Genomic DNA, 21,574 nt, shown 5'->3' on the forward strand with positions numbered 1-21,574 from the left:
AACTATGACGACCATTTACACCGCCTTGCTCTACTTAATTCAGCCACTCATTTGGCTGCGCCTGTGGCTGCGCGGTCGTAAAGCGCCTGCCTATCGCAAACGTTGGGCAGAACGCTATGGCTATTGTGTCGGCAAAGTGAAGCCTGACGGCATTGTGCTGCACTCGGTCTCTGTGGGGGAAACCCTTGCCGCGATCCCGCTGGTGCGCGCACTTCGTCATCGTTACCCGACTCTGCCGATTACCGTTACCACGATGACGCCGACCGGCTCTGAACGTGCGCAATCTGCTTTCGGTAAAGATGTACATCACGTCTATCTGCCTTATGATCTGCCGGGTTCAATTAATCGTTTTCTTGATACGGTCAATCCACGGCTGGTGATCATCATGGAAACCGAGCTATGGCCGAACATTATCCGCATTCTGCACCAGCGTAATATTCCGCTGGTGATTGCCAATGCCCGCCTCTCGGCCCGATCCGCCAAAGGCTACCGCAAGCTGGGTAAGTTTATGCGACGCCTGTTGCAGAGCATTACGCTAATCGCCGCGCAGAACACTGAAGATGGCGACCGCTTCCTGAGCCTGGGCCTGAAACGTTCACAACTGGCCATTACCGGCAGTCTGAAGTTTGATATTTCCGTCACGCCAGAACTGGCCGCCAGAGCGGTGACGCTTCGTCGTCAGTGGGCGCCGCGCAGACCGGTGTGGATAGCCACCAGCACACACGAAGGCGAAGAGGCCATTGTGCTGGATGCTCATCGCCGCCTGCTGCAGACCTTTCCGGATCTGCTGCTGATTCTGGTTCCCCGCCATCCCGAGCGCTTCAACGATGCCCGCGAACTGACGCAGGAACGCGGCTTTAGTTTTATCCTGCGCAGCAGCGGCGAGATCCCTTCCGGCTCAACGCAGGTGGTCATCGGCGACTCCATGGGCGAACTGATGCTGCTCTACGGCATTGCCGATCTGGCTCTGGTCGGTGGCAGCCTGGTTGAACGGGGCGGACACAATCCGCTCGAACCTGCTGCCCATGCACTTCCGGTTCTGATGGGGCCCCATATCTGGAACTTCAAAGATATCTGCAGCAAGCTGCAGGAAGGCCAGGGATTGATTACGGTCACCGACGTGATTTCGCTGGAAAAAGAAGTCACTAATCTTTTGCAGGATGATGATTACCGCCGTTATTACGGACGCCATGCGGTAGACGTGTTGCACCAGAATCAGGGTGCGCTCCAGCGTTTGCTACAGTTACTCGAACCGCATCTGCCACCCCGGACTCACTAATGTCAGTACGCCAACGTCTTTCCGTAGTGATGATCGCCAAAAATGAAGCGGAACTGCTGCCTGACTGCCTGGCCTCGGTCAGCTGGGCCGATGAAATTATCGTGCTGGACTCTGGCAGCAGGGATGACACCGTCAACATCGCCACCCGGGCCGGGGCGCAGGTCTATCACAGTGATAACTGGCAGGGTTATGGTATCCAGCGCCAGCGCGCGCAGGGCTATGCTACCGGCGACATGATTTTGATGATCGATGCAGATGAGCGCGTTTCACCCGAACTGCGTGCTGCAATTGAGCAGGTGCTGGTTGCCCCACCCAGCCGCACGGTTTATAGCCTGGGCCGCAGCAACCTGTTTCTCGGTCGCTTTATGCGCCACAGTGGCTGGTATCCCGATCGCGTGATGCGCCTCTATCCCCGCACCTTCCGCTACAATGACAATCTGGTGCATGAATCCCTGCAGAGTGACGGCGCGCCGGTAGTGGCATTGCCTGGCGATCTGGAACATCTGACCTGCCGCGATTTAATCGCCTTTCAGCGCAAGCAACTGGCCTATGCTGAAGCCTGGGCCACAGAACGCCATCAGCGCGGTAAGCGCTGCGGCCTCTTTTCTGTATTCAGCCACACGCTGGGCGCATTTGTAAAAACGCTGCTGCTGCGTGCCGGTTTTCTCGACGGCAGGCAGGGCTGGATTCTGGCGGTGGTCAACGCGCAATATACCTTCAATAAATATTCAGCCCTCTGGGCGCTGAATCACGCTTCGGCAAAAGGGCGAGTATGACCACGAAAGCCATCTATCCCGGTACATTTGATCCTGTGACGCTTGGCCATGTCGACATCGTGACGCGGGCAGCACAGATGTTTGACGAGGTTATTCTGGCTGTTGCCGCTAGCCCCAGCAAAAAACCGATGTTTAGTCTGGATGAACGCGTGGCGCTGACCGGTGAAGTGGTGGCCCATCTGCCTAACGTTGAGGTGGTCGGGTTCAGCGACCTGATGGCGAATTTCGCCCGTGACCAGCAGGCGAACGTGCTGATTCGTGGATTGCGAGCGGTGTCAGATTTTGAATATGAAATGCAGCTGGCGCAGATGAATCGTCACCTGCTGCCAACACTGGAGAGCGTTTTCCTGATGCCGTCTGAAGGCTTCTCGTTTATCTCGTCTTCACTGGTCAAAGAGGTGGCGCGTCACAAAGGCGATGTTAGCGCCTTTCTGCCCGCGCCAGTGCATCAGGCATTGCTGGCTAAACTGGCTTAATGCTGACAGTTCGGGCACCAGTAAGTGCTGCGTTGCCCATGCCTGCCGCTGACAATCGGCGTACCGCATGCCCGACAGGGTTCACCCGCCCGGCCATAGACCTGCAACTGCTGTGCAAAGTAGCCCGGCTTACCGTCTGTCTGTAAGAAGTCACGCAGCGTGGTTCCGCCCTGCTCAATCGAACGAAGCAGCACCGCTTTGATGGTATTCACCAGCAGTTCTGATTCGGCCTGAGACAGGCTTCCGGCAGCACGATCGGGAACGATCCCGGCGGTAAACAGTGACTCACTGGCATAAATGTTGCCCACGCCCACCACCACTTTGTTATCCATCAGCCATTGCTTAATGAGCGTCCGCTTGCCGCGTGACTTATCAAACAGGTAAGCCCCATCAAACTGCTCGCTGAGTGGCTCCGGCCCGAGATGGGCCAGCACACTACTGCCCGCCAGATCGCTGCTCCAGAGCCAGGCACCAAAGCGGCGCGGGTCGGTGTAGCGCAGCACTTTGCCGTTGCTCATCACTAAATCAACATGATCATGCTTCGCGGCTGGCAACTCTTCTGACAGCACGCGCAGACTGCCGGACATGCCAAGGTGGATAATAATCCAGCCATGCGGCAGCTCCAGCAGCAGATATTTCGCCCGGCGCTGCACGCTGAGAACCGGCTGATCGCTCAGCGCCAGGATCTCCTGCGAAACGGGCCAGCGCAAACGTGAATTACGCACCACGGCGTGAAGGATGGTTTCACCGACCAAATGCGGTTCGATACCGCGGCGGCTGGTTTCAACCTCTGGCAACTCTGGCATAGCCTCTCCTCAGCGTTTTACACAAACAAAAAACCCGGCCGGAGCCGGGTTTTTAGCAGAACACTAAAATTACTTAATTTTAGCTTCTTTGTAGAGCACATGCTGACGTACAACCGGATCGAACTTTTTCAGTTCCAGCTTCTCTGGTTTAGTACGTTTGTTCTTCGTGGTGGTATAGAAGTGACCTGTACCAGCAGAGGAAACCAGCTTGATCTTCTCACGAATACCTTTAGCCATGATTCAGTTCCTTAGTACCTTAGTACTTCTCACCACGGGCACGCATATCGGCTAACACCGTATCAATGCCCTTTTTATCAATAATACGCATACCTTTAACAGATACACGCAGAGTAACGAAGCGCTTCTCGCTCTCAACCCAAAAACGGTGTGAGTGCAGGTTCGGAAGGAAACGGCGTTTCGTCGCGTTCATTGCGTGGGAACGGTTGTTACCCGTCACCGGACGCTTTCCAGTTACCTGGCAGACTCGTGACATGTCAATATCTCCAAAAATCAAATCAGCTCGAGCTTTAAAAATTAGGTTTGGGCCGCCTCGTCAGGCTTGCAGCCCGCCAGGCGAATTCCATGGAACCCGCTAAGCTGGCCTAACCGCCAAACCCGAGATTCTCAAAGGTGGCGTAGTATACGCCGCTCAGCCCAAGTGCTCAAGTCCCGAACAGATAAAGATCCCGAATGATCGGGCAAAAAGCCGCCACCTGGCGCGAAATTTCCCGCTATCAGAGCCATCCCCGCTCGGCAAAGGAGACATATTCGCCATGCCCAATCACCAGATGATCGAGCAAGCGTATATCGAATAGCTGGCAGGCCTCACTGACTTTGTGGGTCACTTCGCGGTCTGCGCGACTCGGTTCGGCCATGCCCGACGGGTGATTATGCGCCAGTATCAGAGCAGCTGCGTTGAGTTTCAGCGCCTCCCGAACGATCTCACGAGGATGAACTTCCACACTATTAATAGAACCCGAGAACATATTTTGTGCCCGTAGCACCCGATGCTGGTTATCCAGAAACAGGGCCATAAAGATCTCACGCTCCTGATGAGCCAGCAAACTTTGCAGATACTGGCGCGTGATTTGTGGGTTCTCCATGGCGCTTTCGCGAACCAGTTTGCTGGCGAAAAATCGCTTCGCCAGTTCGGCAACCGCGTGAAGTTGCGCCAGCTTGGCATCGCCGATACCTTTGACTTCACCGAATGCCGCTTTGTCTGATGTCATGAGCAGATAAAGCGAGCCAAACCCCTCCAGCATCTCTCCGGCCAGTTCAAGGACGTTCTGCCCTGGCGATCCGGTGCGGAGAAAAATGGCCAGCAATTCGGTATCGGTGAGCGAGTTTGCGCCCAGTTTCTGGAGTTTTTCCCGTGGTCCCTTGATTTTCATTTTCGCTCTCCCTGAGATGCGCCTCAGAATGGCTCATCCTGCAGAGTGCGGCTATCAATGGAACGGCAATCTACGAGACGGCTCGCAAACGCAGTCGGTGAAAAGGCGCATCCACGCTTTTGTGATAAAGTCCGTGCATTCGCCGCCGCGAGCGGCAGAGAGCTTAGTGAGGCCAACATCATGATGGGATTAGCCGGTAAAAAAATTCTTCTTGGCGTGAGCGGCGGTATCGCAGCGTATAAAGCACCTGAGCTGGTGCGGCGCCTGCGCGATCGCGGCGCTGATGTGCGCGTGATGATGACGGAAGGTGCCAAAGCGTTTATCACTCCGCTCAGCCTGCAAGCCGTCTCCGGCTATCCGGTGTTTGACGATCTGCTTGATCCCGCTGCAGAAGCGGCGATGGGTCATATTGAACTGGCAAAATGGGCCGACCTGATTGTGCTGGCTCCGGCCACTGCCGATCTGATTGCCCGTGTGACTGCTGGCATGGCAAACGATCTGGTGACCACTGCCGTGTTGGCCACGGCCTCACCCGTGGCGGTCGTGCCAGCCATGAATCAGCAGATGTATCGCGCAGCGGTGACCCAGCAAAACCTTCAGACGCTCCACGCGCGGGGCGTGCTGATTTGGGGGCCGGACAGCGGCAGCCAGGCCTGTGGCGACGTCGGGCCAGGCCGGATGCTGGACCCGCTGGCGATTGTTGACCATGCGCTGCTGTGGGCTACGCCCGTCAACGATCTGCAACATCTCAACATTATGATTACCGCCGGCCCGACCCGAGAGGCGCTGGATCCGGTGCGCTACATCACGAATCACAGCTCCGGTAAAATGGGCTTTGCGATTGCCGCTGCGGCTGCCCGACGTGGTGCTCAGGTCACGCTGGTCAGCGGCCCGGTCAGCCTGCCTGCACCTGCGGGTGTGCGACGCGTTGATGTTACCAGCGCGCTGGAGATGCAGGCCGCTGTGATGAGTGAGATAGATAAACAACATATTTTCATTGCAAGCGCAGCCGTGGCAGACTACCGGGCAGCCGATATTGCGGCCGATAAAATCAAGAAACAGGGCGGCGATGATAACGTCACGCTGAACCTGGTAAAGAATCCCGATATTGTTGCCGGCGTCGCTGCGCTTCAGGAAAACCGGCCATTCGTCGTTGGATTTGCTGCTGAAACACAGAATGTGGAAGAATACGCCCGGCAAAAACGGGTGCGCAAGAATCTGGATCTGATCTGCGCTAACGATGTCGCTAAAGCCGGACAGGGGTTTAATAGCGACACCAATGCTCTTCACCTTTTTTGGCAGGATGGAGAAAAACGCTTACCGCTCAGCGATAAGTCTCTCCTTGGCCAACAATTAATAGACGAGATTGTCAGCCGTTATGATGAAAAAAATAGACGTTAAAATTCTGGATGCGCGCGTCGGCAAAGCGTTTCCACTGCCGACCTATGCCACTTCAGGTTCCGCTGGGTTAGATTTACGCGCCTGCATTGATGATGTTCTCGACATCGCACCAGGCACCACGACGCTGGTTCCGACCGGCCTGGCGATTCATATCGCTGATCCCGATCTGGCCGCTGTAATCCTGCCGCGCTCGGGCCTTGGCCATAAGCATGGCATCGTGCTGGGCAACCTGGTGGGTCTGATTGATTCGGACTATCAGGGACAGCTGATGGTATCGGTGTGGAATCGTGGTCAGGAAAGTTTCTCGCTGCAGCCCGGCGATCGCATGGCACAACTGGTGTTTGTACCGGTAGTCCAGGCTGAATTTAATCTGGTTGAAGATTTCGACGCCAGCCAGCGCGGCGAAGGCGGCTTCGGCCACTCCGGTCGCCAGTAACCCGCATTACCGACTTTCACTTACGCCCGTTATTTTTCCTCATCGCTGCAGGACGCGTTCCTGTGGCAGATGCGTAGGTGTTGCCTGTATTTAGGTGAATTTCAGGGGTCTTTAAGGTCATGGCAGAAAAAAAAGTCGCGAAGCGGAATCGTCGCGAAGAGATTTTGCAGGCGCTGGCGCAGATGCTGGAGTCGGGCGATGGCAGTCAGCGTATCACCACAGCCAAACTGGCAGCCACAGTGGGTGTTTCCGAAGCGGCGCTGTATCGTCACTTCCCCAGCAAGACACGCATGTTCGATAGTCTGATTGAGTTTATCGAAGACAGTCTGATTACCCGCATCAATCTGATCCTCAAGGATGAAAAAGAGACCATGACGCGTCTGCGTCTGATCGTGCAATTGATTCTGGGATTTGGTGAGCGTAATCCGGGACTGACGCGCATACTGACCGGCCATGCTCTGATGTTTGAGCAGGACCGACTGCAGGGACGTATCAATCAACTGTTTGAGCGGATTGAAGTGCAACTGCGACAGGTCATGCGTGAGCGGAAAATGCGTGAGGGCGAGGCTTTTCAGGCTGATGAAGCATTGCTGGCAAGTCAGTTGCTGGCTTTCTGTGAAGGTTTGCTGTCGCGGTATGTCCGTTCTGAGTTTCGTTTCAGTCCTACCGCAGACTTTGAGGTCCGCTGGCCACTCATGGCTGCTCAGCTAACGTAAAGCGTCAAAGAAGGCGGGCATTGCGCCCGCCTCTGTTAAATCCCGTACGCTTTCTGATAAGCACGGACCTGAGCCAGGTGATCGGCCATCTCAGGCTTCTCCTCCAGCCAGGAAATCAGGTCTGCCAGGGTAATAATCGCGGTCACTTTACAGCCGTAATCACGTTCCACTTCCTGGATTGCCGACATCTCTCCGCGTCCACGCTCCTGACGATCTAGCGAAACCAGCACACCTGCCAGGGTGGCGTTGTGCGCGCCGATAATATCCATCGACTCACGAATCGCCGTGCCCGCTGTGATCACGTCGTCCACCAGCATCACTTTGCCCTGCAGCGGACTGCCTACCAGCAGGCCACCTTCACCGTGATCTTTGGCTTCTTTACGGTTAAAGCAGTAAGGCACATCGCGGTCATGATGATCAGCCAGCGCCACTGCCGTGGTGGTAGCAATCGGAATGCCTTTATAGGCCGGACCAAACAGCAGATCGAAATCAACAGCGCCATCCACCAGCGCCTGCGCGTAGAAGCGTCCCAGCAGCGCTAAATCCCGTCCGCTGTTAAACAGACCGGCATTAAAGAAATAGGGGCTTTTACGCCCGGACTTCAAAGTGAACTCACCGAACTTCAGCACCTGCTTGTTCAGGGCGAATTCAATAAACTGACGCTGCCAGGCTTTCATCTCTCACTCCTCAAATAAAGAAAAGGCGACTCTGAGGTCGCCTGTTACATCAATTTTCCAGCGCTGCTTTCTGCGCCTGAATCAGTTCCTCAATTCCGCCGCGCGCCAGCGCCAGTAGCGTCAGCAGCTCTTCATGGCTGAAGGGTTCGCCCTCGGCGGTGCCCTGCACCTCGATCATGCGGCCATCTTCCATCATCACGACATTCATGTCAGTTTCTGCGGCTGAGTCTTCAACATACTCCAGATCGCACAGGGCTTCGCCTTTGACGATGCCCACTGAAATCGCGGCGACCATACCCTTCATCGGGTTTGCTTTCAGTTTGCCGCTGGCTACCAGCTTGTTCAGCGCATCAGCCAGAGCCACACAGGCGCCAGTGATTGATGCGGTGCGGGTGCCGCCATCGGCCTGGATTACGTCACAATCGAGCGTAATGGTAAATTCACCCAGCGCTTTAAGATCAACCGCGGCGCGCAGTGAACGGGCAATCAGACGCTGAATCTCCAGCGTACGGCCACCCTGTTTACCTTTTGCGGCTTCACGCGCCATACGGCTGTGGGTCGAACGCGGCAGCATGCCATATTCGGCTGTGACCCAACCCTGGCCCTGGCCTTTAAGGAAACGCGGAACCCCTTCGTCTACGGAGGCAGTGCAAAGCACTTTCGTTTCGCCGAATTCCACCAGAACGGAACCCTCTGCGTGTTTGGTGTAATTGCGGGTCAATGTGACTGGACGCACCTGTTGTGCGCTACGGCCTGCTGGACGCATGGGTATTCTCCGGCTTGCTAATGATTGGCTGCGCATTATACGGACTTCCTTGCCCGCTGTCTCTTGCGCCTGCCTGAAGCAGGCATCAGATGAAATTTCCGGCCAGCTGTGGCTAAATGCGCTTTCCTTTCTCTCTGATAAAAAAGACATATGGCCGCCATTCTTCATTTCCTGCTGGCGCTGGTGGTGATTTTCGCCCTTGCGCTGCTGGTCAGTCATGACCGTAAACAGATTCGTCTGCGCTTTATTATTCAACTGATTGTGGTGGAAGCCGCGCTGGGTTGGTTCTTCCTTCACTCCGCCGGAGGGCTGGCACTGGTCGGATCGTTTGCCGGTTTCTTTGAGACGTTGCTGGGGTTTGCGGCGCAGGGCACGGAGTTCGTTTTTGGCGGAATGAGCAAACAGGGGCTGGCGTTTATCTTCCTTGGTGTGCTCTGTCCGATTGTCTTTATTTCGGCACTCATTGGCATATTGCAGCACTGGCGCATCCTGCCGCTACTGATTCGTGTTTTCGGAACGCTGCTGTCGAAGATTAACGGCATGGGCAAGCTGGAGTCATTCAACGCCGTCAGCACACTGATCCTCGGTCAGTCAGAAAACTTTATCGCCTATAAAGGGATTCTGGGTGATATCCCACCGCGCCGGCTCTACACCATGGCAGCGACCGCGATGTCCACCGTTTCGCTGTCGATTGTCGGTGCTTATATGTCGATGATTGAACCGAAGTATGTGGTTGCTGCACTGCTGCTTAACATGTTCAGCACCTTTATTATCCTGTCGATCATCAACCCGATGGAAAGCCGGGATGAGCAGCCTATCGCGCTGGAAAAGCTGCATGAAGAGCAGAGCTTCTTCGAGATGCTGGGTGAGTACATCCTGGCAGGCTTCAAAGTGGCGATGATTATTCTGGCGATGCTGATTGGCTTTATTGCTCTGATTGCTGCCGTTAACGCGCTGTTTGCGGCGGTGTTTGGCTACAGCTTCCAGCAGCTGCTCGGCTATCTGTTCTATCCTCTGGCCTGGCTGATTGGGATTCCGAAAGCCGATGCCCTGCAGGCGGCAGGCATCATGGCGACTAAGCTGGTCGCGAATGAGTTTGTGGCGATGATTGAACTGCAGAAAGTCGCGGCGGGCATGAGTGCGCGCGGGCTGGGTATTCTGTCGGTGTTCCTGGTCTCTTTTGCTAACTTTGCCTCGATCGGCATTGTGGCGGGCGCAATAAAAGGCCTGAACGAGAAACAGGGAAATGTGGTTTCCCGCTTTGGCTGGAAGCTGGTCTATGGCTCCACACTGGTCAGCCTGCTCTCTGCGGCCTTTGCCGGTCTGTTTATCTGACTATTTAGCGGGCGGCAGCTTCGCCGCCCGCTTTCGCCCTAGAACCCGACACAGACGGGTGCATCTACCCGCATAACCGACTCCTGACCAAACCGTTTTTTATAGAGGGTACGTAACGCCTCAATATCATGATTGGTCGCGGGATCGATACCGTGGATCAGCATCAACGCTTTACTGTTCTCTCTTGCCAGTTGACCGTTCTCGCCCAGCCATTGACCTTTGGCGTCATAGACCGACAGTCCCGCTTTGAAACGTGGCGTGACTTCATTATCCACGAAGTTCATCCAGTCGAGTGAACTCACACTGCCGCCATCTGGCTTGCTGAGTCCGAACCACAACGTGGTCTGCATCATCATGTCGCCACCGGCACAGATGGGGTGCGGTTTAGTCGGCGGCGCGTGGCGCGTCTGGCAACCCACCAGCAGCAGAGCCATTACAACAGGGAATGCAATAACGCGGGACATAAATCAGTTATCCTCATAGGTGACCAGTGGTCATCATATGTGGCTGCCGCTGAAAGCGGAAATAGTTCGTTATTTTCCTGTAAGACGCTTATGCCTGTTATGGCGTGGCTCGCCTCGCTATACTTCACCCATCTTTCCGTAAATTGAGTACCGCTTATGATCCGCAGTATGACCGCTTATGCCCGCAGCGAAGCCAAAGGCGAATGGGGCAGCGCAGCCTGGGAGCTGCGTTCTGTTAACCAGCGTTATCTGGAAACTTACATCCGTTTGCCTGAACAGTTTCGTGGGCTGGAGCCGGTTATCCGCGAGCGCATTCGCCAGCGTCTGACGCGCGGTAAAATTGAGTGCAACCTGCGTTATGATGCCGATCCCAGCGCTCAGGGCGAACTGATGCTGAATGAAACGCTGGCGAAACAGCTGGTGCAGGCTGCTAACTGGGTAAAAATGCAGAGCGACGAAGGCGCGATTAATCCGCTGGATATTCTTCGCTGGCCGGGCGTGATGTCTGCGCAGGAGCAGGATCTGGATGCCATCAACACACAATTGTTACAGGCACTGGATGGCGCGCTGGACGATTTCATTGCGGCGCGCGAAAGCGAAGGCACCGCGCTGAAAGCGATGATTGAACAGCGTCTGGAAGGCGTTTCGCAGGAAGTCAGCAAAGTGCGCGCGCAGATGCCTGACGTGATCAAATGGCAGCGTGAACGCCTGGTCGCCAAACTGGAAGATGCTGAAGTCCAGCTGGAAAACAATCGCCTTGAGCAGGAGCTGGTGATGATGGCGCAGCGTGTTGATGTGTCCGAAGAGCTGGATCGTCTGGATGCACACGTTAAAGAGACCTACAACATCCTGAAAAAGAAAGAGGCTGTAGGGCGCCGTCTCGATTTCATGATGCAGGAGTTCAATCGGGAATCGAATACGCTGGCATCAAAGTCGATCAACGCCGAGATCACCACTTCCGCGATCGAACTGAAAGTGCTGATTGAACAGATGCGCGAGCAGATTCAGAACATCGAATAATTTCCACCCTCATCCATATAAAGCCATAAGCCCATGTTAAATGGGCTTTTTTATGGAAGTAAAATTCCACTGATGAAGATGCTTCTCCGCTTAAATCCACGAAATAATGGGGGGTAAAATGGGGAGTACTTTTGCTTTACTAGAAAAATATAACAGTCTATAACCAGATACCCCCCACTAAAAACGACAGGTCAGGTATATGGGTTCACTAACAGCAAAAGCCGTTCAGTCTCTGATAAAAGCAGGCGGTGTTGGTAAGTTTGGAGATGAGCGAGGCTTATACCTGAAGATCCCCTCAAAAGGTGAACCTTACTGGATGCTGAGATACACAGCACACTCAAAAAGACGAGAAATCACTTTAGCAAGGTTTCTATAGTGTCACTCGCAGAAGCCCGTAGTCTTGCAGAAGATGTTCGCAAAAAGGTTCTGGCTGGAGATGATCCTATCGCAGAAAGGAAGCTAAACAGACCTGAAGAACTGACTACAGTGAATGAGCTGTTTGAAGACTGGCATAAAGATCTTGTTAAAAGATTAAAATATCCGGGCATACCTGAAAGGGTTTACCGAAAAGACATTGCTCCTGACCTGCCCCCAGTATTAGATACAACGCTCAGTTAGTAATGTCGGTTTGTTTACCTTCTAATTTTCCATTTCTCCAGCTTGCTGCAAATTCAGCCGGCGTCTGGTATTTAAGCGATGAATGAGGTCTGGACTCGTTATAGTCCTGCCGCCAGTCATTAATGATTTTCCGGGCATGAAGAATATCGCTGAACCAGTGTTCATTCAGGCATTCATCCCGAAAGCGACCGTTGAAACTCTCAATAAATCCATTCTGCGTTGGCTTGCCCGGCTGGATTAAGCACAGCTCAACGCCATGTTCAAAGGCCCATTGATCGAGCGCGCGGCAGGTAAATTCCGGGCCCTGATCGGTTCTTATCGTTGCAGGATAGCCACGAAACAGCGCAATGCTGTCCAGAATACGTGTCACCTGAACGCCTGTAATCCCGAATGCCGTGGTGATCGTCAGGCACTCCTTCGTGAAATCATCCACGCAGGTCAGGCACTTAATCCGGCGGCCGCTGGCAAGTGAATCCATGACAAAATCCATCGACCATGTCAGGTTCGGCGCATCCGGGCGCAGAAGCGGAAGCCGTTCAGTCGCCAGCCCCTTACGGTGCCGCCTGCGTTTTACACCCAGACCGTTAAGGTGATAGATGCGGTAAACCCGCTTGTGGTTGACGTGAAAGCCCTCCCGACGCAATAACTGCCAGATGCGCCGGTAACCAAATCGGCGGCGTTCAAGTGCCAGCTCTGTGATACGTAAAGACAGCTGCGCGTCAGCAGCCGGGCGCTGAGCCGAATAACGGCAGGTTGAAAGTGACAGATCGGCCAGCCTGCAGGCACGGCGTTGCGACAGACCCGTTGTCTCACACATGGCTTCCACGGCTTCCCGTTTCTGGTCCGTCGTCAGAACTTTCGGCCCAGAGCCACGTGAAGCGCCTCCTTATCCAGCATGGCTTCAGCGAGCAGCTTCTTAAGGCGGGCGTTCTCCTCTTCAAGTGACCTGAGCCGCTTCACTTCGGGGACTTCCATGCCGCCAAACTTCTTGCGCCAGGTGTAAAAGGTGGCGTCTGAAATAGCATGCTTACGGCAGAGTTCCCGGGCTGAAACCCCGGCTTCGGCCTCGCGGAGAATACTGATGATCTGTTCGTCGGAAAATCGCTTCTTCATGGGAATGTCCTCATGTGACTGATGAAGACATTACTAACATCGCGGTGTGTTAATCAACGGGGAGCAGGTCAGTTCATGATAGTAAGCCTTCAGGGTCAGATCTTTAAATACTTCATAGTTTCCAACGGAAAACCATTCCTTAATTTCCTTCGTATGTTCTGTGGTCCAGTTCTTCATGATGTCATACCTTAAAAAACTTTGTCGAAAGGTCCAAAATATAATAAGAAGATCAGCTTTGTTCTCTGTTATTAATCTTTTTAGCATTAACATCCAGATAATGTATAACAATTTATACATAAGCCAAACTTAATATATACTGAGTTAAATGGCAAAATAAATAACCAAATAAACACAAACTATTGAATTTAATGCATTTTTTAAAGATTGAGCAAACCTATTCGTTCATATAAACTTATGATTTTTTAGTGCGTATTGCGTTTAACATATTAAGGATGGATATATGAGTAAGCCCCTCAACGAATCTTTTTTTAAAACATTATTTTTAGGCCTTATCCCTTTAGTGTTAGGAACTTTAGTTTTTGGAATCATACTTGAATCTTATAAAAGCGATCTGAACTTTAGAGCAGATATCATGAAGGAGTATTATTCACCTTTAATAAACAAGGAAAGACAGTGTAGTGGTATATCTAAATCCCTCTCTAATGATTATGTTCAAAAAATTGGTCTTTATAATGAATTAATTAGCAGATATAATGCTTTTAAAGATGGTTCAGGCCCGAGGCTGACAGAAGAATATAAATCATATTTGGTTGCTTTGCTCAAAAAGACTTCTGAATATAATGATAATTCTGAAAAGCACCATAAAGAACTTCTTACTTGTAGACAGGAAATGTATCAAGATTTCATTAATATAGCCCTGGTAACAGGAACTGTAGATCAATTTCATAAATTCAATAATAAGTTGAGCGAATCTCTCACCAAACTCGATGCTGAATCTCAGCAAAAAGGTAATGAAGTTAAGACCGCTCTTTCTGGTGTAAATGTCTCTGAAATAATCAATGAGTTTTTTATCGCAGGTGATCTAACTGATGAAAGGTTTTCTTCATCTAAAAAGACAGAGGATGCTATAAATACGGTTTTCAAACCATTACTATCCTCTTTCGCTTTCCAAGCTAATATTGAAAACAAAGTGAATAATAGTTATTATGGTTTGTATAACAGTTACAATTCTGTCTTAGAAAATGAGATTAGTTCAAGATATAAGAGAAATTGGTTAGCAAAACTGCTTAACTAAGTTATAACCAGCCTATTGATAGCTATTCTTTAGGCTGGGTTAAATGTTTTTAAATCTCAAAATCTTTTAGTTTTTTCCCACCTGCAATAGCATCCGAGATAATTATTGGAGTTCTTCCCTGCCCCGTCCACGTTCTCTGATTACCTTGCTCGTCAGTATACTGATATTTTGCAGGACGAGCTTTTCTAACAGACTTAGCACGAGTTCCATTCTTAGAAGAACGTCCATTTAAAAGTTCCTGAGGATCAATACCATCTTCGAAGAGCTGAGCATGGATAGCTTTAAGTTTGGCTTGTTTCTCCTCCTGTTCCTTGCGAACATAATCTTGCTCATCTCGGAGTTCTTCTACAACTGTGGCGAGTTTCGCAAGCATCTCTTCAAGTAATTCTAATGGGGTTTCACGAGCTTGTGCCCGAAGAGTGCGTATGTTGTTGAGATTTCTTAGAGATTCACTCATGACTAATCATTCCTGTGATTAAAAATAAGATTGCTTCCGATATGATACATTCTCATTTTACACTACAGATTCAGCCAATTTTCAAGCATCACAAGATCAAGGCATAACTCTCAATGCTTGATATTTAAGCAATAAGCATACCAATCACCTCACAGTTCCACCTTTTCACAAAACCGTATAAATCATTGATTATAATAAGTATATTATTATTCACCTTCCATTTTTTTATCAAGAAGTTTATGATTAGACGGCTCTGATTACATTATCATCTTCAATGATATCATCTGTAAGAATGCAATAAGTATGGATTTTCAGTCTGAATCATTTCATAAGGAAATTATTATGTCAGCATTGAAGTTCCCCTTTACCGTTTATCAGACACGGCACAGGTTCAATGATTACAGCACTGATGATATGAAGTGTGGAGACCTTAGTGAAAAGCAACTAAGAAGCGATTTGGGTTTGGATGATGTTTCTGATGTGGTTGATCCCTGGACTGGAAAAGAAGTATCTATATTCAACTCTTTCCGGGATACCCGCCCAAAATCCAGAACAGAAATGGCTGAACTTCTTTTCAATGAGTTTCTTCGTGTTTCTATGCCTGCATATTATCTTGGGCAGCACCAAATATTCAACAATCTTGTAAAGCATCTCTATCACGGGAATGGAAAAAGTTATTCCAGCCCTTTCCTTGATAGTGCATATAAAAATCTAATTATCTGCGGGCAATCTTCTCCACTGTCTCCATTGACTGTAATTAAGTCTTCATTAGATAAGATCATCGTTACCGGACAAAAAAGCTTATCAGACTCAGATATAGAGTTAATAACACCAGCAATAAGAAATTCCATACTTCCTAAGTTCAATAGATGGACTGATAGTTTCAATGGATTAGGAATGTCGATACATGATATTCATGCTACAAACATACAGATAAATCAGATCGATATAACTGACAGTGGTTATGTAGCAAAAATAACATTTACAGGGCAAGACCATTTCGGTCTCGATAAAACTGACATCATGAATCCTAAATTTCATTTTATCAGAGCATTTCGTATTTGGTTTGTCCTTCAAAGATGGGAACACTTCGCTTTTAAACCTTTCTTAACTAATATGAAAGCTGAATTTCAAATAAATAGCAGGAGAAATTAATGAGATTCAAAAAGACTACAGTTTTTATTGTGGCATTGATAATGTTAGCATTATTCTATGTTAACTTCTTTAATTCTCCAAAAGTGCTTGCAATTCATGACTCTGATACCAGAAAAGATTTTTTGGTTAAAAACATCCCTTTCTCTGATAGTGACAAAATAAAGTGGTGGGATAATAATGGAGTCAAAACCATTTCTTCCCGTGAAACTTACAATGTTTCAATCTGGGACTTTAATGGTAAGTATCAAAAACTCGCCCCCAAGAATTCAGGTGCTTTTCCAGACCATGATACTGATTACTTACTGTGCTTTGATGACATGAAATCAGATGAGAATTGTATAGACAAGTCAAACTGGATGATGGACATCACTAAAACAAAGGATGGATATACTTACTACCGACTTGATGGCGAGTCATACTATCGAAAACCTTCTGGTGAACTGGTCAAAGGTGAGCGATTTACGACAACCATAAAGCCTGTGAGCTGACCAAATGGTCACTTCTCTCAACGGGGAGTGGATTGGGGGGTAAAATATAAAATAGCCTGAAAAATAAACTTAAGTATATGATCATCATAAACAATATAAATACAATCAACATACAGATTCAGAATATCGAGTAATTTCCCGCCCGGCAGGTCAGTTATAAAGCGTCAGCAATGGCGCTTTGTTCATTTTTCAGGCATTATCTTTCGGGTTTCACCTCCCTATGTGGCTTTTGACTCCCACCTGCGGCTTCATTATCACGTAAAGATTGATAAACGTTCATTTCCAGACACTTCCGGAACACACTTTAATCATGCTTTGCATTTAGGATGATTTCTTTTTAAATTGCTGATTTTAAAATAATTTTTCTGGATTTAATTCTTTTTACGTTCCCGACGCACTGTCTCCATGAAACAGATCAATCCTGTGAATCACGGAGTTTCCCTTTTTTTGAAGGCACTTTTTGATAAAGTATCGGTCGAATTCAATACAGCCGTACCGCTTTAAGACTCATGGAAGTGCTCTTTATGCGATACCCCCCTCAACTTCCATGAAGGTTGTTAATGAAAAACACCGGAAAATTTAGCAGTTCGCTGCTGCATCCGCGTTATTGGTTTACCTGGTTTGGCCTTGGCGTACTCTGGCTGCTGGTCCAGCTTCCTTATCCTGTTCTCATGCGTCTCGGTGCCGGTGCCGGCAAAATCTCTCGCCATTTCCTGCAGCGCCGCGAGCGTATTACCCGTCGTAACATCGAACTCTGCTTCCCGGGTATCAGTGAAGAAAAAATTGAACACATGATCGCTGGTAACTTCGCATCGCTAGGCATGGCCCTGGCTGAAACCGGTATTGCCTGGTTCTGGTCTGACCGGGCAGTAAAACGCCTGTTTAACGTTTCAGGTATGGATAATCTTCACGCTGCGCAGAACGAAAAGCGCGGTGTGATGCTGATTGGCGTACATTTCATGTCGCTGGAGCTGGGCGGACGCATCAGTGGACTCTGTCAGCCGATGATGGCGATGTATCGCCCGCACAATAATCAGGCGATGGAGTATGTGCAGACCAAAGGCCGCATGCGTTCTAATAAAGCGATGATTGACCGTCGTGATCTGCGCGGTATGGTTCATGCTCTGAAACAGGGTGAATCGGTCTGGTTTGCACCAGACCAGGATTACGGCCCTAAAGGCAGCACCTTTGCGCCACTGTTTGCGGTGGAAAAAGCTGCCACTACCAACGGGACTTTTGTTCTGTCGCGTCTGGCGAAGCCAGCGATGGTACCGATTATGCTGATTCGTAATCCAGGAAATGATGGCTACCATTTAATCATCGAACCGATGCTGGAAAATTATCCTCATACCGATGAGGCTGCTGCTGCCGCTTACATGAATAAAGTGATCGAAAATCAGATCCTGCGTGCACCCGAACAGTACCTCTGGCTACATCGCCGATTCAAAACCCGTCCGCCGGGTGAACAGTCACTCTATATCTGAGTAAACTGATAAAGCAGGCCGCGTGCCTGCTTTTTTGTTTTAATCTCCGGGTTCACTCCTTTTGTTCCTCCCTTTCCTCTTTCCCGATCCCCCTCTCCTCATCATGCCTCTCGCGTTATAGCAATGGCTCTTGTTTCTGCTGCTCAACATGCCTGTTCTGCGGTAAGCAGGCTGGTATCAGAGAGATTATTAGGGAATGATGAATCTTCTTATCTCGTTATTAACGGACACCTTATGGATATCAATGACACACAGCAGTGGCAGCGTCCGCTGATTGACGATCGCCTCACACCTTACATTGAAGTGGATGCAGCACGCCTGGAATGCAACCTGCAGCATATGCAGCGCAAAGCCCGTGCGGCTGGCGTCGCGTTGCGTCCGCATATCAAAACGCATAAAAGCGTCTGGATTGCCCGGCGACAGATTGAGTCTGGCGCGCAGGGGATCACCGTCTCAAAACCCAGCGAAGGCATCAGTTTTATTCGGGGTGGTATACGCGATCTGTTGTTAGCCTATCCGGTTGTACATCCGCAAAGCGTGGCTGAATTACTGCGCCTCGCCGTGCTTCATCAGGTCAGACTCACCCTGATTGCGGACAGCCTGCAGGGCGTGGCGGCGATCGCTGAGGCCTGCCAGCATCAGCCAGGGTGCGAGCTGGCGGTGGCGATTAAAGTGGATGTTGGGTTACATCGCATTGGCGTCAATCCCGATACAGATGACGCCGTGCTGATTGCCCAGGCATTACAGGACAAGGGATTACGCTTTGCCGGATTAGTGTCACATGCCGGTCACGCTTATGGTGCGGGTCATGCCGCAGCCATTGCGGAGGTCGCCCGCCAGGAAACGGCATTGATGCAGCGCGTTCAGGCAAAACTGCAGGCTGCGGGTTTTACCGACTGCCCTCTCTCAGTGGGGTCAACTCCTACTGCGCTGGCAGCAGAGATTGCGCCCTGCATTAATGAAATCCGGCCCGGTAACTATGCACTGTTGGATCTTACTGCCTGCCGCCTTGGGTTAAGCCACGTCGATCAACTGGCAATGAGCGTCATTACCCGCGTTGTGGCGGTAAACGATCATTTCGCCATTGTTGACGCCGGATCAAAAATGCTGAGTTCGGATAAAGGGCCGCACGGCACCAATGCCAGCGGCTTTGGTGTTGCAGCAGACGAAGCGGGCAATACCTATGAAGTGACGAAGTTATCCGAGGAGCACGGTTTTCTGCTGTTTCAGGATCGCCGCCCTGAAGTCGGCACGCTGCTGCGTATCTTCCCGAATCACAGTTGCGCAGTGATGGCGCAGTCGGATGGCTTTGTTCTGCGCCACGCCAGTGGTCATAGCGAAGATCATGCCGTTTCTGCGCGTGGCAACTTCATCTGATTCTGCGGCAGACAGCCTCATCCGTTGTCTGCCTTTTGTACGAAACCCTGTCAACACCACACTTCTACTGTTACACCGTTTTAACAAGTCTGGCCCCATGCTTTAATGCCTTTTTCGCTTATCCATTGGAGGTTACATGCTCTCCTCTCGCACGCTGAGCCTGACGATCCCACGTCACTGGTTAGATCTTTATGAAACTATCTGGAAGCCGGAATTTTTCGCAAAATGGGCATCCGGGTTAACGCACAGTGCATTAGAACCCGATGGACATCGCTGGCGTGCTAAAGGCCCCCTGGGCAATGTGAAGCTCAGGTTCTCACCATACAATCCGTTTGGCGTAATGGATCACTGGATTGATAACGGCTCAGGAAAGGAGATCTATGTGCCGATGCGCGTGATCGCTAATGAACAGGGTGCCGAGGTAATGGTTACGGTTTATCGCCAGCCATTTACTTCAGATGAGAGATTTAAGCAGGATATTGAATGGGTTAGCAATGATCTGGAGAAACTCAATCAGCTTCTGACACAGTAAATCAAGGACTTAGCGTACGTTTTTCTCTGTACTTATCGCTGGTCGCTAACGAAAAAAAATAGAAAAACTTCTGACATTAAAGCATAAAGCGCTTATCTGATTACTCATCCCCGATACACATTTACCACCAACCCTGCTTAAGCATCTCCGCCAGGAAAATTCCTGGCTTAACCCGCTTTCACATAGCTGATCTTCCCGGATTTCAGGCTTCTCTGTCTCCCCTGATGACCTTCTGCCTTAGAGACATACATTAATCATCAACAATTGTTTATCACTGCTCTCCTGAAGATTTAATATTTATCATGCATAAAGTGAAACCATTTATTTCTGCGGTCGTGCAATCAGACTTTTCTTATGGTGTTAAATTAAATAAAACAATGTATAAATCATTCCACACACAGCAATACCCATAATGATAAAGCAGGAAAAAGTCATGGACCGCTCAACCTATCCTTTGTTATCAGAAAAAGAATTCGTTGAGATTGCCGCAAGGATGCTGGCAGGAGAATATAAAAATACAAAAGGATTTATTCGTGATCTGGCGGAATTTCTGTTAACTGCAGGGGATTCCGCCATGACACGAAACAGGGAATTTACCAGGGATATCTATTTTTTATCTGAGCATCATTTGATTGAATCAATAATAACATGGCAAGCCTGGAGAGGTATTTCAGGACTTCGGCCGGAAAAATTGCACTAACTAACGGTGTCACAGCAACCTCTTCTTGCCGTTACACAATTATTTAATTCTCACAGAGTTGATGAACTCTAACGAGTATATTATGGCAATACGTGAAAGCAGTCTTAATAGCGCAAAATGGTCTCTGCTCTCTTCAATCAAAATTATTGGCATTGGCGTGTTGCAACTCTCGTTGCTGGCGCAGATTCTGCAGGCGAATGAGCTTAACCTGCTGGCGATTGCCATAATTGCCTTACTGTTTATTGATACTCTGGCCGATCGCGGCTTCTCAAATACACTGATCCGTCGCTGTATGCTCTCAATCAATGACCTCTCAACCATTTACTGGGGTAATATGTTGATGGGTGTCGCGGTGTTTGGTCTTTTATTTACGGGCAGTCACCTGCTGAACAGCCTGTTTAATCAGCCCGAACTGGCTCTCATGCTGCAGATGGTCTCAGTGGTGTTTATTATCATCCCTCAGGGTCAGCATTACCGTGCGGTATTACAGCGTGAAAAGCAATATACACGCATTGCTTTTGCTGAAACGTCCTCAGTATTAGCCGGACTTGCAGTCACCTTATTTACCGTCTGGCTGACACCTTCTGTATTATGTGCGATCTGGGGTTACCTTGCGATGGCTTCCATTCGCATGCTGATTTACTGCTACTATGGTCGTTCATGGTTCCAGCCGGAATATCACTTTAGTCTGAATGCTTTTGCTAAAATTCGCGCAAGAAACAAATAATAAAATAAGTCTGTATGGTGGGCTCTGAGCATCCGAAACGATGCGTTGGCGTGCTGTTAACCAGCACGCCTTTCTTTTTGTTAATCCTGTCGATATATTTTTACTCCTTTCTTTAGCTGCAGCAT

The 21,574-nt window shown here is 50.0% G+C and carries 28 protein-coding genes; 18 read left to right on the forward strand and 10 right to left on the reverse strand.

The features are described from left to right. Positions 1–4: 4 nt before the first annotated feature. The 3 genes from waaA to coaD are packed head-to-tail and all read left to right on the forward strand — an operon-like array spanning position 5 to position 2,531. The gene (waaA, locus tag LQK91_RS20995; protein ID WP_003851314.1) at positions 5–1,279 is read left to right on the forward strand and encodes a lipid IV(A) 3-deoxy-D-manno-octulosonic acid transferase; all 1,275 of its coding nucleotides are present in this window, start codon (positions 5–7) and stop codon (positions 1,277–1,279) included. Further along, entirely contained in the window at positions 1,279–2,055 is a 777-nt protein-coding gene (locus tag LQK91_RS21000) for a glycosyltransferase family 2 protein (RefSeq protein WP_008926954.1), read from the forward strand. Before waaA ends, LQK91_RS21000 begins: the two co-directional genes overlap by 1 nt. Continuing rightward, positions 2,052–2,531 (forward strand): pantetheine-phosphate adenylyltransferase, encoded by a 480-nt coding sequence (coaD, locus tag LQK91_RS21005; protein ID WP_008926955.1) that lies wholly within the window; start codon positions 2,052–2,054, stop codon positions 2,529–2,531. The genes LQK91_RS21000 and coaD overlap by 4 nt, the downstream gene beginning before the upstream one ends. Here coaD and mutM read toward each other — a convergent pair. From mutM to radC, 4 genes are all read right to left on the reverse strand, one after another. Beyond that, positions 2,528–3,337, reverse strand: coding sequence for a bifunctional DNA-formamidopyrimidine glycosylase/DNA-(apurinic or apyrimidinic site) lyase (mutM, locus tag LQK91_RS21010; RefSeq protein ID WP_003851319.1), 810 nt, complete (start codon positions 3,335–3,337; stop codon positions 2,528–2,530). The genes coaD and mutM overlap by 4 nt on opposite strands. A 69-nt stretch (positions 3,338–3,406) precedes the next feature. Next, positions 3,407–3,574, reverse strand: coding sequence for a 50S ribosomal protein L33 (gene rpmG / locus LQK91_RS21015; RefSeq protein ID WP_003024094.1), 168 nt, complete (start codon positions 3,572–3,574; stop codon positions 3,407–3,409). A 19-nt stretch (positions 3,575–3,593) separates the two neighbouring features. Then, the gene (rpmB, locus tag LQK91_RS21020) at positions 3,594–3,830 is read right to left on the reverse strand and encodes a 50S ribosomal protein L28 (protein WP_006121249.1); all 237 of its coding nucleotides are present in this window, start codon (positions 3,828–3,830) and stop codon (positions 3,594–3,596) included. A gap of 241 nt (positions 3,831–4,071) precedes the next feature. Then, complete coding sequence (gene radC / locus LQK91_RS21025) at positions 4,072–4,728, reverse strand: RadC family protein (RefSeq protein ID WP_003851323.1); 657 nt, start codon at positions 4,726–4,728, stop codon at positions 4,072–4,074. 180 nt (positions 4,729–4,908) lie between these two features. On the opposite strand from radC, the gene coaBC reads away from it, so the two are divergent. The 3 genes from coaBC to slmA all read left to right on the forward strand — a co-directional run bounded on the left by coaBC (position 4,909) and on the right by slmA (position 7,281). Continuing rightward, entirely contained in the window at positions 4,909–6,129 is a 1,221-nt protein-coding gene (gene coaBC, locus LQK91_RS21030; protein WP_003851326.1) for a bifunctional phosphopantothenoylcysteine decarboxylase/phosphopantothenate--cysteine ligase CoaBC, read from the forward strand. Continuing rightward, complete coding sequence (gene dut / locus LQK91_RS21035; protein ID WP_003851329.1) at positions 6,107–6,565, forward strand: dUTP diphosphatase; 459 nt, start codon at positions 6,107–6,109, stop codon at positions 6,563–6,565. Before coaBC ends, dut begins: the two co-directional genes overlap by 23 nt. A 119-nt stretch (positions 6,566–6,684) precedes the next feature. Next, positions 6,685–7,281, forward strand: a complete 597-nt coding sequence (gene slmA, locus LQK91_RS21040) for a nucleoid occlusion factor SlmA (RefSeq protein ID WP_003851331.1) — start codon at positions 6,685–6,687, stop codon at positions 7,279–7,281. A gap of 35 nt (positions 7,282–7,316) precedes the next feature. Here slmA and pyrE read toward each other — a convergent pair whose 3' ends face one another. After that, a complete protein-coding gene (gene pyrE / locus LQK91_RS21045) occupies positions 7,317–7,958 on the reverse strand; it encodes an orotate phosphoribosyltransferase (protein ID WP_003851333.1) in 642 nt (213 codons plus the stop codon). A gap of 49 nt (positions 7,959–8,007) precedes the next feature. Continuing rightward, complete coding sequence (gene rph, locus LQK91_RS21050) at positions 8,008–8,724, reverse strand: ribonuclease PH (protein ID WP_003851334.1); 717 nt, start codon at positions 8,722–8,724, stop codon at positions 8,008–8,010. A gap of 150 nt (positions 8,725–8,874) precedes the next feature. On the opposite strand from rph, the gene LQK91_RS21055 reads away from it, so the two are divergent. After that, positions 8,875–10,059, forward strand: coding sequence for a NupC/NupG family nucleoside CNT transporter (locus LQK91_RS21055; protein WP_003851335.1), 1,185 nt, complete (start codon positions 8,875–8,877; stop codon positions 10,057–10,059). A 38-nt stretch (positions 10,060–10,097) separates the two neighbouring features. On the opposite strand, the gene LQK91_RS21060 is transcribed toward LQK91_RS21055, so the two are convergent. Further along, positions 10,098–10,523 (reverse strand): DUF3574 domain-containing protein, encoded by a 426-nt coding sequence (locus LQK91_RS21060; protein ID WP_003851336.1) that lies wholly within the window; start codon positions 10,521–10,523, stop codon positions 10,098–10,100. Positions 10,524–10,679: 156 nt separating this feature from the next. On the opposite strand from LQK91_RS21060, the gene LQK91_RS21065 reads away from it, so the two are divergent. From LQK91_RS21065 to LQK91_RS21070, 3 genes are all read left to right on the forward strand, one after another. Beyond that, positions 10,680–11,543 (forward strand): YicC/YloC family endoribonuclease, encoded by an 864-nt coding sequence (locus tag LQK91_RS21065; RefSeq protein ID WP_003851337.1) that lies wholly within the window; start codon positions 10,680–10,682, stop codon positions 11,541–11,543. Between the two features lie 199 nt (positions 11,544–11,742). Continuing rightward, positions 11,743–11,919, forward strand: a complete 177-nt coding sequence (locus tag LQK91_RS22130) for an Arm DNA-binding domain-containing protein (RefSeq protein WP_337028857.1) — start codon at positions 11,743–11,745, stop codon at positions 11,917–11,919. After that, entirely contained in the window at positions 11,919–12,161 is a 243-nt protein-coding gene (locus LQK91_RS21070) for a hypothetical protein (RefSeq protein WP_231001663.1), read from the forward strand. Before LQK91_RS22130 ends, LQK91_RS21070 begins: the two co-directional genes overlap by 1 nt. On the opposite strand, the gene LQK91_RS21075 is transcribed toward LQK91_RS21070, so the two are convergent. Next, positions 12,154–13,274, reverse strand: a protein-coding gene (locus tag LQK91_RS21075) for an IS3 family transposase (protein ID WP_105100101.1) whose coding sequence is annotated in 2 segments (ribosomal slippage) — positions 12,154–13,016 and positions 13,016–13,274 — 1,122 coding nt in all. Because the reading frame shifts where the segments join, the coding sequence is not laid out codon by codon here. The two genes, LQK91_RS21070 and LQK91_RS21075, sit on opposite strands and share 8 nt — an antisense overlap. A gap of 33 nt (positions 13,275–13,307) precedes the next feature. Further along, positions 13,308–13,571 (reverse strand): DUF6387 family protein, encoded by a 264-nt coding sequence (locus LQK91_RS22135; protein ID WP_313904343.1) that lies wholly within the window; start codon positions 13,569–13,571, stop codon positions 13,308–13,310. Between the two features lie 163 nt (positions 13,572–13,734). Between LQK91_RS22135 and LQK91_RS21085 the strand changes: the two genes are divergently transcribed. After that, on the forward strand, positions 13,735–14,529 hold the full coding sequence (locus tag LQK91_RS21085; protein WP_033762395.1) for a hypothetical protein: 795 nt from the start codon (positions 13,735–13,737) through the stop codon (positions 14,527–14,529). Between the two features lie 49 nt (positions 14,530–14,578). Here the strand turns inward: LQK91_RS21085 and LQK91_RS21090 are convergent, their stop codons facing one another. Beyond that, the gene (locus LQK91_RS21090) at positions 14,579–14,986 is read right to left on the reverse strand and encodes an H-NS family nucleoid-associated regulatory protein (protein ID WP_033762398.1); all 408 of its coding nucleotides are present in this window, start codon (positions 14,984–14,986) and stop codon (positions 14,579–14,581) included. Positions 14,987–15,328: 342 nt separating this feature from the next. Here LQK91_RS21090 and LQK91_RS21095 point away from each other — a divergent pair, with 342 nt between their 5' ends. From LQK91_RS21095 to LQK91_RS21125, 7 genes are all read left to right on the forward strand, one after another. Further along, positions 15,329–16,141, forward strand: coding sequence for a DUF3289 family protein (locus LQK91_RS21095; RefSeq protein WP_105100100.1), 813 nt, complete (start codon positions 15,329–15,331; stop codon positions 16,139–16,141). After that, positions 16,141–16,629, forward strand: coding sequence for a DUF943 family protein (locus LQK91_RS21100; protein ID WP_008926959.1), 489 nt, complete (start codon positions 16,141–16,143; stop codon positions 16,627–16,629). The genes LQK91_RS21095 and LQK91_RS21100 overlap by 1 nt, the downstream gene beginning before the upstream one ends. Before the next feature lie 560 nt (positions 16,630–17,189). Continuing rightward, complete coding sequence (gene lpxP, locus LQK91_RS21105) at positions 17,190–18,113, forward strand: kdo(2)-lipid IV(A) palmitoleoyltransferase (RefSeq protein ID WP_003851339.1); 924 nt, start codon at positions 17,190–17,192, stop codon at positions 18,111–18,113. Between the two features lie 234 nt (positions 18,114–18,347). Further along, positions 18,348–19,490, forward strand: coding sequence for an alanine racemase (locus tag LQK91_RS21110; RefSeq protein ID WP_003851340.1), 1,143 nt, complete (start codon positions 18,348–18,350; stop codon positions 19,488–19,490). A 136-nt stretch (positions 19,491–19,626) separates the two neighbouring features. Continuing rightward, positions 19,627–20,022, forward strand: coding sequence for a hypothetical protein (locus LQK91_RS21115; protein ID WP_008926961.1), 396 nt, complete (start codon positions 19,627–19,629; stop codon positions 20,020–20,022). A 433-nt stretch (positions 20,023–20,455) separates the two neighbouring features. Beyond that, the gene (locus LQK91_RS21120; protein ID WP_003851342.1) at positions 20,456–20,722 is read left to right on the forward strand and encodes a hypothetical protein; all 267 of its coding nucleotides are present in this window, start codon (positions 20,456–20,458) and stop codon (positions 20,720–20,722) included. Positions 20,723–20,804: 82 nt separating this feature from the next. Next, the gene (locus LQK91_RS21125; protein ID WP_003851343.1) at positions 20,805–21,449 is read left to right on the forward strand and encodes an oligosaccharide flippase family protein; all 645 of its coding nucleotides are present in this window, start codon (positions 20,805–20,807) and stop codon (positions 21,447–21,449) included. The last annotated feature ends 125 nt before the right edge of the window (positions 21,450–21,574 follow it).

Source organism: Pantoea sp. MHSD4 (assembly GCF_021043305.1).
In the GTDB taxonomy this organism is placed as follows: domain Bacteria; phylum Pseudomonadota; class Gammaproteobacteria; order Enterobacterales; family Enterobacteriaceae; genus Pantoea; species Pantoea eucalypti.

Excerpts from the sequence above, each read along its gene's own strand:
- waaA (WP_003851314.1), top strand. The coding sequence starts at position 5 with ATGACGACCATTTACACCGCCTTGCTCTACTTAATTCAGCCACTCATT.
- LQK91_RS21000 (WP_008926954.1), top strand. The coding sequence starts at position 1,279 with ATGTCAGTACGCCAACGTCTTTCCGTAGTGATGATCGCCAAAAATGAA.
- coaD (WP_008926955.1), top strand. The coding sequence starts at position 2,052 with ATGACCACGAAAGCCATCTATCCCGGTACATTTGATCCTGTGACGCTT.
- mutM (WP_003851319.1), bottom strand. The coding sequence starts at position 3,337 with ATGCCAGAGTTGCCAGAGGTTGAAACCAGCCGCCGCGGTATCGAACCG.
- rpmG (WP_003024094.1), bottom strand. The coding sequence starts at position 3,574 with ATGGCTAAAGGTATTCGTGAGAAGATCAAGCTGGTTTCCTCTGCTGGT.
- rpmB (WP_006121249.1), bottom strand. The coding sequence starts at position 3,830 with ATGTCACGAGTCTGCCAGGTAACTGGAAAGCGTCCGGTGACGGGTAAC.
- radC (WP_003851323.1), bottom strand. The coding sequence starts at position 4,728 with ATGAAAATCAAGGGACCACGGGAAAAACTCCAGAAACTGGGCGCAAAC.
- coaBC (WP_003851326.1), top strand. The coding sequence starts at position 4,909 with ATGATGGGATTAGCCGGTAAAAAAATTCTTCTTGGCGTGAGCGGCGGT.
- dut (WP_003851329.1), top strand. The coding sequence starts at position 6,107 with ATGATGAAAAAAATAGACGTTAAAATTCTGGATGCGCGCGTCGGCAAA.
- slmA (WP_003851331.1), top strand. The coding sequence starts at position 6,685 with ATGGCAGAAAAAAAAGTCGCGAAGCGGAATCGTCGCGAAGAGATTTTG.
- pyrE (WP_003851333.1), bottom strand. The coding sequence starts at position 7,958 with ATGAAAGCCTGGCAGCGTCAGTTTATTGAATTCGCCCTGAACAAGCAG.
- rph (WP_003851334.1), bottom strand. The coding sequence starts at position 8,724 with ATGCGTCCAGCAGGCCGTAGCGCACAACAGGTGCGTCCAGTCACATTG.
- LQK91_RS21055 (WP_003851335.1), top strand. The coding sequence starts at position 8,875 with ATGGCCGCCATTCTTCATTTCCTGCTGGCGCTGGTGGTGATTTTCGCC.
- LQK91_RS21060 (WP_003851336.1), bottom strand. The coding sequence starts at position 10,523 with ATGTCCCGCGTTATTGCATTCCCTGTTGTAATGGCTCTGCTGCTGGTG.
- LQK91_RS21065 (WP_003851337.1), top strand. The coding sequence starts at position 10,680 with ATGATCCGCAGTATGACCGCTTATGCCCGCAGCGAAGCCAAAGGCGAA.
- LQK91_RS22130 (WP_337028857.1), top strand. The coding sequence starts at position 11,743 with ATGGGTTCACTAACAGCAAAAGCCGTTCAGTCTCTGATAAAAGCAGGC.
- LQK91_RS22135 (WP_313904343.1), bottom strand. The coding sequence starts at position 13,571 with ATGTATAAATTGTTATACATTATCTGGATGTTAATGCTAAAAAGATTA.
- LQK91_RS21085 (WP_033762395.1), top strand. The coding sequence starts at position 13,735 with ATGAGTAAGCCCCTCAACGAATCTTTTTTTAAAACATTATTTTTAGGC.
- LQK91_RS21090 (WP_033762398.1), bottom strand. The coding sequence starts at position 14,986 with ATGAGTGAATCTCTAAGAAATCTCAACAACATACGCACTCTTCGGGCA.
- LQK91_RS21095 (WP_105100100.1), top strand. The coding sequence starts at position 15,329 with ATGTCAGCATTGAAGTTCCCCTTTACCGTTTATCAGACACGGCACAGG.
- LQK91_RS21100 (WP_008926959.1), top strand. The coding sequence starts at position 16,141 with ATGAGATTCAAAAAGACTACAGTTTTTATTGTGGCATTGATAATGTTA.
- lpxP (WP_003851339.1), top strand. The coding sequence starts at position 17,190 with ATGAAAAACACCGGAAAATTTAGCAGTTCGCTGCTGCATCCGCGTTAT.
- LQK91_RS21110 (WP_003851340.1), top strand. The coding sequence starts at position 18,348 with ATGGATATCAATGACACACAGCAGTGGCAGCGTCCGCTGATTGACGAT.
- LQK91_RS21115 (WP_008926961.1), top strand. The coding sequence starts at position 19,627 with ATGCTCTCCTCTCGCACGCTGAGCCTGACGATCCCACGTCACTGGTTA.
- LQK91_RS21120 (WP_003851342.1), top strand. The coding sequence starts at position 20,456 with ATGGACCGCTCAACCTATCCTTTGTTATCAGAAAAAGAATTCGTTGAG.
- LQK91_RS21125 (WP_003851343.1), top strand. The coding sequence starts at position 20,805 with ATGGCAATACGTGAAAGCAGTCTTAATAGCGCAAAATGGTCTCTGCTC.